Origin of the sequence: Comamonas sp. B21-038 (genome assembly GCF_022387135.1) — a bacterium.
In the GTDB taxonomy this organism is placed as follows: domain Bacteria; phylum Pseudomonadota; class Gammaproteobacteria; order Burkholderiales; family Burkholderiaceae_C; genus Comamonas; species Comamonas sediminis.
Window position 1 is genome coordinate 1,113,174 of record NZ_CP092462.1, and the last position, 15,406, is coordinate 1,128,579.

Sequence of the window (15,406 nt, forward strand, 5' to 3'; positions counted from 1 at the left end):
TGGCGGCTGAATCGTAGTCCATGCTAGGTGCTGCGGGGCGGTGTAGCGGGATTTGGCTGGTATTTGGACGAAATTGGAGGGGTGGTGGTCGCCCTGTGCCAATAGCCATCACTCTACCAATCCGCAGTCAAACCCTGGCGACCGAGGGAAACCGAGTAAGAAATACATTGCATGAAGCGTTAGCATTGGTAGCTTTTGCCAAAGTCAGGCTCCTACTGTGTAATTACTGCGCGCCGACTTAAGTAGTGTGGTCACCCAAATAATTGTGATATCGAATAGGCATGTGAAAGGGGGCATGACCTATGATATTGCAATTCCAAAAATAACGATGAACTCAAAATGATCGTCATCAATCACAAGCTATTTTTTGCAGTATCCGCGTTCGTTTCATCCTTGGTGCTTGTTCCATTGCTTTTTTCCGTTCGGCCGATCGGAATCAAGAAAATAGGTATTTATGCATTAGGATTTTTCATCGTAACGTTCGCGCTTTTTCTTTACGCAAATTTTTTTAATGACCACTCTGTTTTTTCATTGGGAAACTATTTTTTAACGCTGGGGGTGGCTATACAAACTATCGGTATTAGAAAATTCTACAACCAATCGTCGCTGTGGTTGCTGATAGTACCCTGCACCCTGGCATCTGAAGTGTTGGGTTTCTATTTTTTCCGTATAGATCCCCACTATCCGAGTCGGTTGAAATGTTTCACTTTCTTCCTGGCGATTTTTGTCTTTATTCAATTTTATACTGTCATTCGGTATGGTAGTAAATCATTTACAAACCGGCTTTTGTCGGCATCGCTGGGCATAGAGTTTCTAGTATATTTAATCCGCTTCAGCACCTTATTTATTGCCCATCTGGTTCCAAGTAGCCCCGTTGCTTTTTCAATTATCCAGATATCTTATATTTTCGTTTTTTCTGCGGTGGTGCCCCTCACAGCTATATGCTTGATGATCAATGGCGCCCACTTGCTACAAGAAAAATATATCTCTGAAGAAAAAAAGAAGAGCCAGCAAAAAACGGAAACGATTGGTTTTATCAGCCACGATTTACGAGCTCCGCTGGCTACGATATCTGGCTATACAGCGATGCTCCTCAAGGATGCCAACGATGAGCAGCGAAAGTCGCTGCTGTCCATCCAACGCAGTATTGATTATCAGCTCGGCTTGGTCGATGAATTGCAGGTATTCTCAAAGGTAGAGCTGCAGCCGCTACATCTCAAACCTATACCTACGGATTTGCCACGTCTATTAAACGAGATTTCGGAATATGCATTGGCGTTGTGCTCTCAACAGCGCAATAGCTACCACTATGAACCATTTCCAGGCCTTCCGGTTGCAGTCCAAATGGATGGCAATCGTTTGCAACAGGTGCTCCTGAATTTACTATCGAATGCCGCTAAATTCACGCATGATGGGGCCGTGACGCTATCGGTCACCTCCGAAACTACCAGTGGGTATTGCAGGCTTTACTTCGCTGTCAGTGATACAGGCCCAGGAATCGATCTCACACAAGGGGTCGATATCTTTGGAGCTTTTCAACAAATCCAGGCCACTAGCAATAGCACCGGACTGGGGCTATTTATTGCCCAGCGCATCGTTTCAGAAATGGGAGGGACTCTGAGCGTGGAGAGTAGTCCCGGTCATGGCTGCAGGTTCTCCTTCGACCTTCGCGTTCCTGTCTCCAGCACTGGTTCTTACCGGCCTGACGCCAGCTTAAGTACCCCTCAACCGACCGATCCGTTCCCTGCACATGCCGTAGAAACGAGATCTCTCAGCCCCACTGATATCAAGGACCACGTAGGCAATGAATCGCTCGAGGAACTGGCCAGCTATGCGCTTCACGGACGTCTGACGGACATAGAAAACTGGATGGAACGCCATGCCAAGGAGATTGCCGCATCCCAATTCGCGACCTTGCTCCATGAGCTGTTAGATCAGTTCGACTTTGCAGGAATTCATACGCTTGCCTTGGTGGAGCAGCGAAGGTCAGGCACCTGAGCATCTTTACCTGATTCCATAGGCGCATTGCGGCGGAACGCAAGTTCGGCGTCGGTCTACGACAGACCCTGTGATCCGCAAGATTTGGCGCAGCGGGCTGCCGGGTCTCGCCGAGGGGATGGGTGGGACCTCAAACTGCTTCGTTGGCATGGTTATGAATGATAATCAATCTCATTTGATGCTAGACTCGCTCCCAGTAATTTGCCTGACCACCTTCCAACCCGCCATGAGCGCCACCATGACCACTCTGCATGCCGCCACCAGCGCCCGCCGTACCTTGCAACTCCGCCGCCCCGCTGTGCCACAGCCGCAGCACGCAGCCGATACGCCCGCTGCCTGCGAGGCCGGGTCCCATGCTGCCGAGCCCCTCACCATCGCGCTGCAGTCCCGGCCGCTGAACGATGCCAACCTGCAGGTGCGCAGCGTGGACAGCGCCAGCCTGCTGGCCGGCCACAAGACCGTGCAGATCGCCCATAACGGCTCGGTCTACACCCTGCAGGCCACCAAGCTGGGCAAGCTGATCCTGACCAAGTAAAGCGCTTCACACCCCTGATAAAAACAGCCCGCTGGCACGTACATGCCAGCGGGCTGTGGTGTTGGTGGGCCCTGGCCACGGCCAGAGCCTTGGTGGTGATCAGAACGACACGGTGGCCGACAGGCGGTAGGTGCGCGGCGCGCCGGGCATCACAAAGCCATCGTTGAACATGCCGATCCAGTAGTTCTTGTTGGTCAGGTTTTCCACACTGGCGTTGAAGCGCACAGGCGTTGATCCGAACTTGGTGGCATAGCGGGCCATTGCATCGATGCGGTTCCACGATGGCACCTTGAGGCGGTTGCCCGAATCGGCCCATTGCGAGCCGGTGTGGAACAGGCGCCCGCCCACCGACAGGCCTTGCACGGGGGTGTCCCAGTCCAGCCCGATGCGGGTGCGCAGCTTGGGCACGCCGTAGTTCTCCAGCCCGGTGTTGATCTGCTTGGATTGGATGTATTCCACTCCGCCCAGCAAGGCCACCGTCTCGCTCAGCTTGCCAAAGGCGCTCCATTCCAGGCCGCGCAAGCGCTGCTCGCCATCGAGCACCTGGAAGTTGGCGCTGTTCGTCACGATCGACGGCTTCTTGATCTGGAATGCGCTGACGGTGTGCGTGGTCTCGCCCGCCTGCAGCTTCACACCCACTTCGCCCTGCTTGGTCTGCATGGGGGCCAGCGTGTCGCCGGTATTCGCATAGCCCGCGCCCACGGTGCGGCCGGGCTCCAGGCCTTCGGTGTAGTTGGCAAACAGCGCAATGTTGTCACCCCAGGGGCGCACCACGGCGGCCACCATCGGCGAGACGCGGTTTTCGCTGTAGTTGGAGGCCACGCCATTGACCAGCGGGGTCTTCACCGTCTGGTGGCGCAGGCCCAGGGTCAGCAGCAGTTTTTCCTCCCAGAAGCCCATCGTGTCGGCAATCGCGAACGAGCGGAATTCGTTCTCCGTCGTGTAGTCCTTGAAGGTGGGAGCAGCGGGGAAGGCCGGCTCGGTTGGCCGGTACATATTGGTGGTGTAGCAGTAGTTGCAGGCGGTGTTGACCGTGCCTTCCTTGTGCTTGAGGATGTTGAAGGACAGCTGCAGGCGGTGCTGCACGCTGCCGGTGCCGAACTTGCCGATGACGCCCGCCTCGGCGGTGCGGCGCTCCGACTTGGTGTGTACGTTGTAGATCGCGCCGCGCGTGGTGCCGTCAGCGCCGGTCACGATGGCGCGCGTGCCAAACAGCAGGCCCTGGCCTTCGGCCTCCGAGCCGCCGGCCGCCACATAGCCTTGCCAATCCTTGTTGAAATCGAACTCCGCCCGCGCCAGCAAGCCGCTGTTGTCGTACTTGCCATGCGTGCCCTTGAACAGGTTCACATCGCCATCGGGCGGCGGCAGCAGGTAACCCACACCAGGGATGGCCGCACTGCCCAGAAAGCTGAACATGCCGGGGCTGCCACCGTCGATCTTGTTGACGCTGTTGTACACATCCACATAGAGGCGGTAGTTATCGCCCAGGTAATCGAGGCCCAGCGCGCCGACATTGCGTTTCTGCCTTTCGTCCTCGGCACCCATATCGCCCGATCCGTAAACGCCATTGAAACGCAGGCCCAGGCGCTGCTCCGGCCCAAAGCGCTTGCCCACATCGGCATGCAGCTGGTAGTAGGAATCGGAGACATAGGTGGCGGTCAAGTCGGCAATCGGCTGGGCCAGTGCGCGCTTGGTCACCATATTGACCGAGCCTGCCACGCTGGCCAGCGGCGGCATGCCGGACAGCAGCACATTGGGGCCGCGCATCACCTCGACCCGCTCAAACATCTCGATCGGCACCGAGTTGGCTGGCGCAATGCCGTAGAGCCCGTTGGTCGCTATGTCCATCGCCGTCACATCGAGCCCGCGCAGGTTGAAGTTCTGCAGCAAGTGGCCCTTGTTGGTCGTGAAGACCACTGCCGCATCATTCTCCAGCACATCCTGCAGCGACAGCGCCGACCAGTCCTCGGCCAGCTCGCGGGTATAGGCATTGACATGGACCGGCGCTTCCATGATCGAGGTCGCCCCCAGAATGCCCAGCCGCGCCCCCTTGGCCGCCTTGCGCCCGGGGGCCAGTGCGGGCAGGTCTTCGCGCTCATAGCGATCGCGCACGGTTACCTGGGGCAGGTTGACCGGGGCGTTGGCGGTTGCTTCGTCAGCCCTGCCGGCCGCCGGTGTTGCCTCGGCAGGCTGGGCCTGTTGGGCGGAGGCGCTGGTAGCGGCGGCTGCCGCCATCAAGGCCATCACGATCAGGTTGGATTGGTGTCGAGGTTGGTGGTGCTGTGACATGAGAGTGACGATGCTGTAGAAAATAAACAAGAATCATTCTCAATCGTATTCGTCAACTACTACGTCTGCAACTTTTTGTTGTATTTCGGGCATGACCCTGGGTGGGGCAAGAAGGGGAGTTTTTCTTCGGGGGAGGCTCGCGCTCTAACTGCGGAGACCAATGAGTCCTCAATCAATATGAATAACCTATTACTGCTCGCCTTGTAAGGCGGCCGCCGCTTTCTGCAGCGAGTCGGCCGGACAGGCAAAGTGCGCTGATGTAGACCATTGAGGCTCATCGCGCTGACGATGCAGCGTAAAGCTTGTACGTACCGATATCCGTGCATGCCCGTGCGGCGCCATCTCCGCTTCCAGAATGAAGTTTTGATCCAGGGATATGAGCGAGAAACGCCCTCGCAAATGAGTCGCACACTCTTGAAGCGCAATCCTGAATGAGGTCAATGCATCTATGGACAGCTCCACATCCACCGCACAAACCAGACGACCAACATTGATCTTTGCCTTACCGGTGCGTATGGTGTTGTGCCCAGGGCGGAAGCTCGGCAGCACGACGGACACAAAATCATTCGTTTGGCTATCCAGCGAAAAATTGATCTTGTTCATGATTGGTCTTACCTGTAGTCGCAGCAAATCAACGCTGTCTTGATGGATTGATGCGAGAGTATTTGTCCCGCAAACTGATGGGGCGGGGCGCTGCTCGCGGTTTAACCCACGGTTTCTCGCCCAGGGCAGTCGCGTGTGGAACCGCGACGGCAAGGTCTACGGCACGTCATTGTTCCAGCAAGCAGGCAACCGCGGATCTTATGCGCTGCAGGTCTGCGACCGCCACGGCAACCTGATGGGGCTGGGCGACATTCTTTTGGATTAGTGCCTGCGATGAGGGGCCGGGCGACCAGCCCCTCGCCCCCGATGCCGGGCGCGCGCCCATACCTTAGCGCCGCATCTTCCGCGTATCCGGCAAGAACGCCGTCGCCAGCCCCAGCAGCGGCAGGAACGAGGTCAGGCCATAGACCCAGACGATGCCATGCGCATCGGCCAGCTCACCCAGACCTGCGGCACCGACGCCGCCCATGCCAAACATCAGCCCAAACATCAAGCCAGAAACCAGGCCCACACGGCCGGGCAAGGCCTCTTGCGCGTAGACCACCAGCGCGGCAAAGGCCGACGACATCACCAGGCCGATGACGATGGCGAGCACAGCGGTCCAGACCAGGGCCACATAGGCCAGGGCCAGCGCAAACGGCGCGACGCCCAGGAACGAGATCCAGATAACGGCCTTGCGGCCGATGCCAGTGCGCCGGATGACAGTCATTCACGGTCACGGTGGCTACATCGCCAGCCGCCGCTTATGATGGCCCTTCACTCCAACGCAAGGACGGCCCCCATGAACCAGATTGCCCATCTTCGTGACGCCATGGCAGCGAGCCAGCTGCTCAACGACGTGCAGGCCGACGACGGCTTTGTGGTTGGCAGCGTGCACTTCCAGGCGGCCGGTGCCGATATCCATGTCAATGTCGACCCGGAGCTGGCCGACAACCCCGAGATGGATGTGGAGGCCCTGATCGCCAATACCCAGCGTTTTCTGGCCATGCCGGCCGACGACTGGAAGCGGCTGATCAACGATATTGCGGTGGAGGTGGAAGAGGCCGTGGAAGAAGACGAGGTCGAAGAGCCTACCGACCTGCGCGATGACCTGAGCCTGCATTCGGTGGCCGTGTTCGCCGATGCCGTGCTGCTGTCCTTTGTCGCGCCCAAGCAGTTTCCGCAGTGCTGGGTACGCGCGCAGCTGTGCGAAGAACTGGCGCTGGAAGATATCTCCATCGACGAGGACGACGGTGTGGAGACCATCGAATTCAAGTCGCTCGATGACCTGCTGGACAACCTGAGCGCCAACCACGACAACTAGCGCCCAGGCGCACAACAGCCCTCACTTCACGTTGAGGGCTGTGGGTTTGTGCTTGGTCGCGAATCAGGCAGCCGACGGCGCGGGCCCAAAAAACGCCGGCACCCGTTGGACCAGCTCCTCAGCCGCCTCCCAGAACTGTTCGTCCAGCGCCTCGATCCGCTCCGACAGCGCACCGGTCACGGCGCGGTACACATCATCGATGCTGTTGACCTCTTCGGACTGAGCGATGGGGCCCACCAGCCGCCAGAACTCCGTCACCACATCGAGCGTCGCGCTGGCCTGAATCTCCGCCAGCGCGGCCAGCGCCAGCTCCATCTCCGCGATGCCCCAGTTGCCCAGAAACTGCAGCAGCCCGCCGTTATAGCCATCGGCTACCAGCCGCCACAGCGCCACCAGCGCCCGGCTGCGGTGAGGGAGCTGGTCCGCCTTCCAGTCCAAGGCTTTCAGCTCCGCCAGCGCCGCTTCAAACAGTGCATCCTGCTCCAGCATCCAGACATGGAGCGCACCATCGGCAGAGCTCTGGCCGGCGCCGGGCCAGTTGACGCCGCGCCGGTCTGCGGTAGCCACCCATTGCGACCGTTCTCGCGCGTTCATCGCGACTACCTTGGGCCCCACCCAGGACAGCGGTGCGGCCAGCTGGCGGCCATCGTCCAGCAGCAGCAATACCCGCTTGTCTTCAAAAATCACATCGGCGATCGGAGACCCGACGACGGCCTGGCCGTTGCGCTGCATGGTTTGCCTTTCTGGGGCCAGAGTTGGCCCACCACCGGCGAGTATAAAAAAAGAACCGCCTCCCGAAGGAAGCGGTTCGCGGCCGGCATTACGGGCTGGCCGGCCCGTACATCAGCGTGGTCACTGTCCGCGTTGGCGGCGGCGCAGCGCGAAGGCTCCGATACCTGCGCTCAGGCTGCCCAGCAGGGCCAACGCGGCCAGATCGAGGGCCGGCACGGGCGTTGCAGCGCCCGGCGTGGCCACCACGCTGCTGGCGGTCGCGCTGTTGTTGGCAGGGGTGGGGTCATCAACGCCTGCGGGGGCGGCAATGCTGGCGGTGCTGGTCAGCGAACCCGATGCAGTGGCAGCCACCTTGGCGGTCACCGTGTAGGTCACGGTGGCACCCACCGGCAGGTTCACCGTGTCGCTGATATTGCCGCTGCCCGATGCGGCGCAGGTGCCGCCGCCCGCGCCGGCGCAGGTCCACGTGGCGCCGGTCAATGCGGCTGGCAGTGTGGCGGTCACCGTGGCACCGGTGGCATCCGTCGGGCCGGCATTGCTTGCAGTGATGGTGTAGGTCACCGTGGCACCCGGGGCCACACTGGTGGAGGCACTGGTGTTGGTGATGGACAGGTCCGCGCTCGGTGGCTCGCCGGTGCAGGCTGCGGTTACATAGAAGTCGGCAATCGCAGCCATCGCGCAGCCGCCATTGGCACAGTCATTGGTAGCTTCCCCGCCATCCAACATCAACCCAATGGTGTTCGGGCCGCGCGCGAAGCCTGGAATGGCAGGGGTCGTGGCCGTTTGGAGTGAGGTCCAGCCGTTAGGCAGGTACAGACCCGAATTATCAAACACGGGCGCTCCTCCTGCAGGTTGCACAAAAATGGAATTGCCATAGTTGTCAAACCCGAACCGGCCATCTACCTTGATGGATGCCAGATCCACGTTGCTACCCACGGTCACGGGCTGGTTCATCACGAAGACAGAAGCGTGGAACCCAGATTTGGACTGACCAGACGCTGCAGGGTAGGGCACGCCAGGGATATCGCTTGCACTCGGGGAGGTCGTGCCAGGGCTGATCCAACGTGCATTGGTTTCCTGACCCGCCGGCAGCGAAGCCGGATTGACATAGGCACCTGCCCAACTGTAGTTATCGAACAAGGGCTGCTCGACATTCTCCACCGCGGTACCCGCCGCGTTCGTGCGCCAGAGCCATTTCCAGTCGCGTGCATTGGTGGTGAACGGGCCCACGCGCACTTCATCGCCGGCCTGGCTGCCTGCGGGGCAGGCCAGAATGGTGGTGGGCTGAGGAGCGGGCTCGGCCGCGCAATCGGCGGTGATCTCAATATCGGCCATCAGACCGGTGGGATTGCCTTGCGAAGTGGTGGGGGCCGAAAAAGTATTCTGTACCGCAAAACCAAGGGTGTTGTCGCCGTAGTAAAAGCCCAAGCCTACTTGGCTGCCATCCTCATTCACGATACCAGGCGCAGCGTAGGAGCCGCCCAGGTTCTGCATTCTCAGCCAGTCGGTAGCGCCTGATGGCGGGGTGGCAGGGCGCACCACCAACTGAGTATTGTCGTCAAAGCCGCCCGCACCCCGGATACGAATAGTCGACAGGTCAACATTGCTGGCGATATTGATGGGCTCGTTGTAGATAAAGGTCACGCGGCCCGCAACCCACGCTCCGTTGTCGGTATCGCCGTTGGTAATCACGGCCGGATAGGTGCCACTGCCGGTATTGCCACCGTTGGCAGCGCCATCCACAAACGAAGAATCACCAAAGGACAACCATTTGCCCGCAAACGGCTGGCCATTGAGCGAGCCGGAGCTGGTTCCATGCGTCTGGGTGGCGGGATCAAACCAGCCGTTCCATTTGTAGTCATCACGGATGGTCGCGGGTGCGCCAGCGGGAGCGCTCACATAGCGTGCATCGGTGGACCAGTTCGCCACATTGGCGGTGCTGACCCGCAATGGCGTGCCGCAGGCCAGCGTGGCCGCCTGCACGCTGCTGGCAGCGGCCAGCGCCAGTACCGACACCGAAAAAAATGCAGTTTGTTTATTCATTGCTCTCATCTATAAAACTCCATCGCCAGGACAAGTAAACGGAAACTTGCCGCTCCATATCAATCCAAACAATCATCAAAATGTGATCATTTAAAATGTCTATCGAGCGTGTAGATATGCATAAACGCATCCCAATCTAGCATTTAAATCTGGAATGTTTTTTTGTTTAAATCTAAATCAATTTGGTTTCTTGCCGCATTTTTGATTATTGCTATTTAATTATTCGATGGGTGACTGTCTCTGATTGTAATTTTTAAAATAGTAATGTTAGTGGCCTGACTCCCTCTATATTGACCGCGAATCGCTGCACCTCTTCTGATTTGCCGGTCAGCCCCCCCCTCCCGCCAGTGCATGGCTCGCCGGTGTGCACTCGCCTCGCTTTCGTCGTTTTCGCTATTGAAACCGCCATGATTAATTGGCCATCTGCTGAAAAGGTGGTGGTTATTATGTGCCGAACCGGTTTTATATGCGCCATCGGATGGCGCTGAAACGGAATGGATTCGAATCTGGCGCAGGGGGTTGGAGACTCAGATATTGATTTCAGAGGATGGCTGTAGTTGTAGCCATGGTTCTGTAAAAACATATATGAGTAATAGCGCGGGGAAAATACCCCATGTACTGATCGTTGACCGTGATTTGCAGCAGCTGCGTCCTTTGGTCGCGGCGCTTCGCAGTATTCCTTATGACATCACGGTGCTGGAGCATGAAAACCAGGCCTATAGCCGTGCGCAGTACCAGCTTCCGGATCTGATCGTGTTGGATCTGCGATTGCCGGAGCGCCAGGGCCTCAAAGTCGCCCGCATGCTGAAGGAAAACCCCGCGACCGCCCACATACCCCTTATTTTTCTGTCATCGCTTTATGAAGAAAACGACCGGGTCATGGGGCTCAGGGCCGGGGCGGTGGATTACATCCTCAAGCCCTACTATGTCGAGGAAGTCCAGGAGCGCATTCACATCCACATCACCCTGGCGCAAAAACGTGCGGCGGCTTTGCGCGATGCCAGCCCCACCGCGCCGCAGCCGGTGTCGGAGCTGCTGCCCGCCAACCTGACCATCAAGCAAATCGCGACGGAATTCATCCTGAGCCGCATCAGTGATTCGGCGCTCAAAGGCAGCGGTGTCGCGGCGACGCTGGGCTTGTCGATGCACCGATTGAACATGGTGTTTGAAGCGGTCGACGGCATCACCGTGTTCGAGTTCATCCGCAACGAGCGCATGACCCGGGCAGCGCGCATGCTGGAGCAAACCACGCTGGGTGTTGCCGATATCGCGACCGAGGTGGGCTACCCGAACTCGGCCAATTTCTCGACCGAGTTCAAGAAGTTCTGGCAGAAGTCACCCAAGCAGTACCGTGTGGCCTGGCACCGCAGCGCTGCTGCCCAGCCGCCCGCCGAGGACAACCGCGATGGCGCCCCTGGCGACGATTCAGCCTGAGCGGGGTGAGCCGCCGCGTGTTCCGGGATCGGCGTCCAGGTGCGCTTCTCGGGGGCGCGCTGCAGCGGGCGTTCAACGACGCTTGTGGCCCGCTGTTGGAGCCCGTCGATGTTGTCTTTGGTTTATCTGAAAAAGCTTTGCTTTTTTGCAAAAACCCCGTGCATCGCGTTGTCCGCCCGGTTTCTTGCCAGGTGGAAGGGGCTCGCAGTTAGCGGCATGACGTGTGCAGTGCAGCCAGCCCATAGCGCGCAAAAAAACGCCAGTCAGCGTTGCACTGACTGGCGTGTCTCTGGCAGCGGCGCGGGGGTCAGCGCTGCTTGCGTGCGCGTCCGATGCCGGTAACGCCCAGGCAGGCGGCCAGCAGCATCAGCGCCCACATGGACAGCGATGGAACCGGGGTGGGCACGGGGACGGCCGTGATGGTGATGTCCCGGCTCGCCTTGCTCGTCAGGCCCGAGCCGCTGACCAACGACGTTCCGGCTTCGGTCGGCTTGCCTTCCACAGGGCAGGTCACCACCGCGCCTTCGGGGATCGCAGAGGGCGATGTCCAGCTGCTGGCAGCGGGTACCGCTGGCGTCACGATGGTGCAGGCGCCTTGGCGGATGCCCGCTGGCAGGCCCGAGACCGTGCAAGCCGCATCGGGCTGGTCGGCACTGCCCTGGTTGGTGCAGGTAAAGCTGCCCTTGTAGGGCGTGCCGATGGTGCCGGTGGCTGGCAAACCGCCCAGGTCGATGGCGATATCTGGGGCGCCCACGACCGTGATGTCCTTGGTCGCCAGGTTGTTGCGCAGATCGCTGTCGTCCGCAGTGCCGGCCGTGCCCGTTGTGGTCGTGGTCTTCTTCACGTTGGCGGGTGTGCCCGCCACTTCACAGGTCACCACTTCGCCTTGCGCAATGCGGTTGCCTGCGCTCCAGGCGGTATTGCCGGGGCTCACGGTGCAGGCCTGCACGCTCAGGCCTTCTGGCAGTGGGCCGGTAGTGCAAACCGTGTCAGTCAGCGCATCGGCATTGCCCACGTTGCTGCAAGTGAAGCTGCCCTGGTAAGCCATGCCAACCGTCGCCGTAGCACCGATGCCGCTCAGGTCGATCGCCAGATCGGGTGCGGTGACCGTCATCGTGACCAACGAAGTCGCACACTTGGTCTGGTCAGGCGCCGCCAGGCACACCTGGTAGCTGAAGGTGTCGGTGCCGACAAAACCCGGGGCAGGCGTATAGATGAACTGGCCAGGATGGGCGGGATCGGCCGCAATCGTGCCGCCGTGGGCAGACGACGCCTGTGGCGTCACCGAGCTGCCCGCTGGCGCATGGGGATCGTTGGCGGTCAGGTCCAATGGCGCAGAGGGCGTGTTGATGCGCGTGCTCGCGTTGTCGTCGGCGGTAGCCGGCGGATCGGCAAAAACATTCTTGATCTCGGTCGGCACCCAGCTGGGCGGCAGCCCGGTTTCTGCCGGCAGACCGGGCAGCTTTTCTGCCCGCACTGCAATGTTGTCCAGCTCAAAGCCCGCCCCCCAGAAACGGATCTTCTTGATCGTCGTGGAGCCGAATGCCGTGGTGTCCTTCAGCACATAGTTCAGATAGACATAGGGCTCACCGTTGTTGCCCTCGATAAAGGGATTGCCGTTGTACTGGGCGCGGCTGTAGGTGGTGGTACCGTCCAATGCCTTCATCGTGCGGTTGGAGGGCGAATTCAAAAACGCCATCAGACCGTCGGTGGTCATCGCCGTCAGCACGTTGTCGTTCTCATCGAGCAACTCGACGTTGTTGCCGTTCGAGCCTGCCGACCACCAGAAACCGACATAGCGCGCCGGGTTGGTCAACGTGACCGTGACACCTAACGGGTTGCCGGTCGTCCCTGCATTGAGGAAATTGGAACCCCCGCTGCCCACTGCCGTACCGGTGCCTGCGCCGCCATACACATTGGCAGCGGCCACATTGGTGTTGCCGCCGGTGCCCACCTGGTAGGTTCCGATGGCCCAGTTGCCGGACGTTTTCGCGCCCAGCGTCTCGCCGTTGAAGGTCTCGATGGTGTAGGACTCGCCATAAGTGTCTGACCACGGCAGCGCGCCCTCGGGCACGGCGGCGTTGAGGGCTGCGTTGCGAACGGGCTGGGAAATGTAGAGGGTCAATTCACTGGCTAGGGCATTGCTCAGGCCCAGCGCTGCAACGCAGGCCAGGGACGAAGCCTGGCAAACTTTTCTGATAGAACGCATAAATTATTAAAAAGAGAGCACCCGGTGCTGATCGTTTATGTGTATCGATGTGGGCGAAAAAAACCCGCTCGCGCCGAGGCAGGCGAGCGATCGTCAATAGGGTGCCTAAGGGGTGGGGTGGCCGAACCAGCGGGGCGCCGGATCCGGTTAAAAGCGGCATCACCAACACGGGGCTGGCGGGCGCCAGCGGCTATGCGCGAAGGGTGAGGCCCATCGAAAAAAGCAATTTTAAAACAAAAATCACATTTAATGACAAAATTTACACAAAGGTGTAAGGTGGACGCCCGCACCCACCAACACCATGCCGCTTCCCGATCCAGCCTGCGCGAACTGGCCATCCATCTGCTGGCGCAGGCTGAAGCCAAGGGAGCACAGGCATGACCAAAAACGCCCAGCCGCTGCATGCAGACCTGGCTAAGCCATGCCATTTCTGCCGTGCTACAGTCATGGCGCTGCGCCGGTAAAGCGCAGCCGGGATTGGTCTCCCGTTGAATCCTCTGCGACGTAAGCCGTGGTCTCTGTTTCGCAGCGTCTGCGGCTTTCCGAACAACCTGGAATCCCTCATGACTCAGTCCTTCCCCGCGCGCATCTCTGCGCCCACCTCCCCCCTAGGCGGACCCGCCCATATCCAGCTGACTGCCGACGCGCACCACGCGCGGAACTTGGCTGTACGCCCACTGCCTGCACGCCGCAACCTGTGGCTGATGGAGGCGTCCTCATGAACAGCGCGACCAAAACCGCCGCATGTGCGGATGCCAGCTCGGATACCTTCCGCATGGATGCGGCGCATGCCGAAGCCCTCCAGGCCATCGCAGACCAGGGCGAGCCGCCTTTGGACATTCACGACATTTGCAGGCGCCGCAGGGCCTGCGGCTTGACGGAAGACCTGGCACTGACCGAGTGCGAAGCCCAAGCGATCAACACGCGCTTGTATGGCATGAGTGCGATATCGGCGCTGCTGGTGGGCGCCGATGAGGAGGGCGCATTCAAGCTGAGCCGGTGGCTGCAAGGGGGTCTGCACAGCGCTTTGTATGCCTTGACCGAGGATGCCCAGGCGGTGCTGCACCGTGCCCATGAGAAAGCTGCCCAAGCGCACAAAGGCAGCGCAGCATAAATCACAGCGCTGGGGATGCGCTGCCGGCCCCTCGCCAAGCGGCACGGATGCGGATCGCCTGAGCACGCGTTCAGACCACGGCAGGGAGTTTTGCAGAGGGTCCTTAACACCCAGGCATGGGCTGCCAAGTGGCCGATAACGCCGAGCCACACCGCTCTACATCCCCCAACGGAGCCGAGCTCTTTATGGTGGATGGAGGCGAGGCTGACTGGCCCTTGCGCAGTCTGCTGGATGCTGCCAAGCACGGGGCGGACCATGGCTTGCTGGTCAACAGCGAACTGCGCGCCTGGCGCATGCGCTGAGCCAGGCGGCTGCAGGTCAGATCAGGCAGAAGCAGGTGCTTGCGCCTGCCCTTGCATCCACGCGATGAAGGCCTCCAACTGCGCATTGAAGTCCTCCGCCGATGCGGTCGGCGCCTCGGCCTGCCGCAAAAAGAACGCGGCCCGCTCGGCCATGGCCGGAAAGCGCTCCGAGAAATACCGCACATAGTCCTCCAGCGACCGCGGCCAGCCGCCACCCTCTGCAGGGCGCAGCACGTTGGTGGCGCGGACCAGTTTTCTGGCAGCTTCCTTTTGCAGCCGCCGGAGGGTCGCCAGCTCCTGCGCGGCAGCGATGCTGGCGATGTAGCCTTGGAGTACCTGCACATAGTCGCCATTGACGGCCCGGGCCACTGCAGCAGATGGCGTAAAAGCCGCAAACTGCAGGCCCAGATCCGCGCCATGGATGCAGCGGCATTCATGCTTGAGCCAGTAGCCCCAGCTATACAAATGGGCGGGATTGCGTATATCGGCCAGCACGCCGATATCGAAATCGACCTTGCTCACCTCCGGGTGGCGCGCTTGCAGCGCCAGACGTTGCTGCTCCAGCAAAGCCGCCTCGTCGGCTGCCAGCGGCCGGGTCAACACCAAGGTCAGATCCAAGTCTGAGACGCCAGGCCTGGCCTGCGCCCGGGCCACGCTGCCGTAGAGGTAGACGCTGTGCAGCAATGGACCCAGCGCCTGCTGCAGGCTGGCCAGCGCATCCTCTACCAATGCTACAAACGCCGGCTGCAGCGGGCGGGAGAGGAGCAGGTCAATCGTCGTGGTGCAGGAGCTGTCAGGTGCGCGGGTCATGCGGGGCAGCATAGCGCAGACCGCCTATCCGCCA

The 15,406-nt window shown here is 60.1% G+C and carries 12 protein-coding genes and 1 pseudogene; 6 read left to right on the forward strand and 7 right to left on the reverse strand.

All coding sequences use genetic code 11. The features are described 5' to 3' along the window. Nucleotides 1–339 precede the first annotated feature (339 nt). Both MJ205_RS05075 and hemP read left to right on the forward strand, forming a co-directional pair. Nucleotides 340–1,998: a sensor histidine kinase gene (locus MJ205_RS05075; RefSeq protein WP_239811471.1), complete on the forward strand. Its 1,659-nt coding sequence runs from the start codon at nucleotides 340–342 to the stop codon at nucleotides 1,996–1,998. Between the two features lie 226 nt (nucleotides 1,999–2,224). Next, nucleotides 2,225–2,533, forward strand: coding sequence for a hemin uptake protein HemP (gene hemP / locus MJ205_RS23765; protein ID WP_446715059.1), 309 nt, complete (start codon nucleotides 2,225–2,227; stop codon nucleotides 2,531–2,533). Between the two features lie 99 nt (nucleotides 2,534–2,632). On the opposite strand, the gene MJ205_RS05085 is transcribed toward hemP, so the two are convergent. Then, nucleotides 2,633–4,822: a TonB-dependent receptor gene (locus MJ205_RS05085; RefSeq protein WP_239811472.1), complete on the reverse strand. Its 2,190-nt coding sequence runs from the start codon at nucleotides 4,820–4,822 to the stop codon at nucleotides 2,633–2,635. Between the two features lie 189 nt (nucleotides 4,823–5,011). After that, complete coding sequence (locus MJ205_RS05090) at nucleotides 5,012–5,425, reverse strand: hypothetical protein (protein WP_239811473.1); 414 nt, start codon at nucleotides 5,423–5,425, stop codon at nucleotides 5,012–5,014. 133 nt (nucleotides 5,426–5,558) lie between these two features. Here MJ205_RS05090 and MJ205_RS23665 point away from each other — a divergent pair, with 133 nt between their 5' ends. Further along, nucleotides 5,559–5,690 carry a hypothetical protein gene (locus MJ205_RS23665; RefSeq protein ID WP_256460964.1) on the forward strand — a complete coding sequence of 44 codons (132 nt, stop codon included), beginning with the start codon at nucleotides 5,559–5,561 and terminating at the stop codon, nucleotides 5,688–5,690. A 63-nt stretch (nucleotides 5,691–5,753) separates the two neighbouring features. Here the strand turns inward: MJ205_RS23665 and MJ205_RS05095 are convergent. Further along, a pseudogene (locus tag MJ205_RS05095) lies at nucleotides 5,754–6,110 on the reverse strand (MFS transporter); the annotation flags it as partial. Between the two features lie 96 nt (nucleotides 6,111–6,206). Here MJ205_RS05095 and MJ205_RS05100 point away from each other — a divergent pair. Beyond that, complete coding sequence (locus tag MJ205_RS05100; RefSeq protein WP_239811474.1) at nucleotides 6,207–6,728, forward strand: hypothetical protein; 522 nt, start codon at nucleotides 6,207–6,209, stop codon at nucleotides 6,726–6,728. Nucleotides 6,729–6,791: 63 nt separating this feature from the next. Here the strand turns inward: MJ205_RS05100 and MJ205_RS05105 are convergent, their stop codons facing one another. Beyond that, nucleotides 6,792–7,460 (reverse strand): DMP19 family protein, encoded by a 669-nt coding sequence (locus tag MJ205_RS05105; protein ID WP_239811475.1) that lies wholly within the window; start codon nucleotides 7,458–7,460, stop codon nucleotides 6,792–6,794. 120 nt (nucleotides 7,461–7,580) lie between these two features. After that, on the reverse strand, nucleotides 7,581–9,503 hold the full coding sequence (locus tag MJ205_RS05110; protein ID WP_239811476.1) for a DUF11 domain-containing protein: 1,923 nt from the start codon (nucleotides 9,501–9,503) through the stop codon (nucleotides 7,581–7,583). Nucleotides 9,504–10,088: 585 nt separating this feature from the next. Here MJ205_RS05110 and MJ205_RS05115 point away from each other — a divergent pair. Beyond that, nucleotides 10,089–10,937, forward strand: coding sequence for a response regulator transcription factor (locus MJ205_RS05115; protein ID WP_239811477.1), 849 nt, complete (start codon nucleotides 10,089–10,091; stop codon nucleotides 10,935–10,937). A 307-nt stretch (nucleotides 10,938–11,244) separates the two neighbouring features. Here the strand turns inward: MJ205_RS05115 and MJ205_RS05120 are convergent, their stop codons facing one another. Continuing rightward, on the reverse strand, nucleotides 11,245–13,062 hold the full coding sequence (locus MJ205_RS05120) for an IPTL-CTERM sorting domain-containing protein (RefSeq protein ID WP_239811478.1): 1,818 nt from the start codon (nucleotides 13,060–13,062) through the stop codon (nucleotides 11,245–11,247). Between the two features lie 802 nt (nucleotides 13,063–13,864). On the opposite strand from MJ205_RS05120, the gene MJ205_RS05125 reads away from it, so the two are divergent. Next, nucleotides 13,865–14,260 carry a hypothetical protein gene (locus MJ205_RS05125; protein ID WP_239811479.1) on the forward strand — a complete coding sequence of 132 codons (396 nt, stop codon included), beginning with the start codon at nucleotides 13,865–13,867 and terminating at the stop codon, nucleotides 14,258–14,260. Between the two features lie 323 nt (nucleotides 14,261–14,583). On the opposite strand, the gene MJ205_RS05130 is transcribed toward MJ205_RS05125, so the two are convergent. Next, nucleotides 14,584–15,372, reverse strand: coding sequence for a nucleotidyltransferase domain-containing protein (locus MJ205_RS05130; protein WP_239811480.1), 789 nt, complete (start codon nucleotides 15,370–15,372; stop codon nucleotides 14,584–14,586). Nucleotides 15,373–15,406 lie beyond the last annotated feature (34 nt).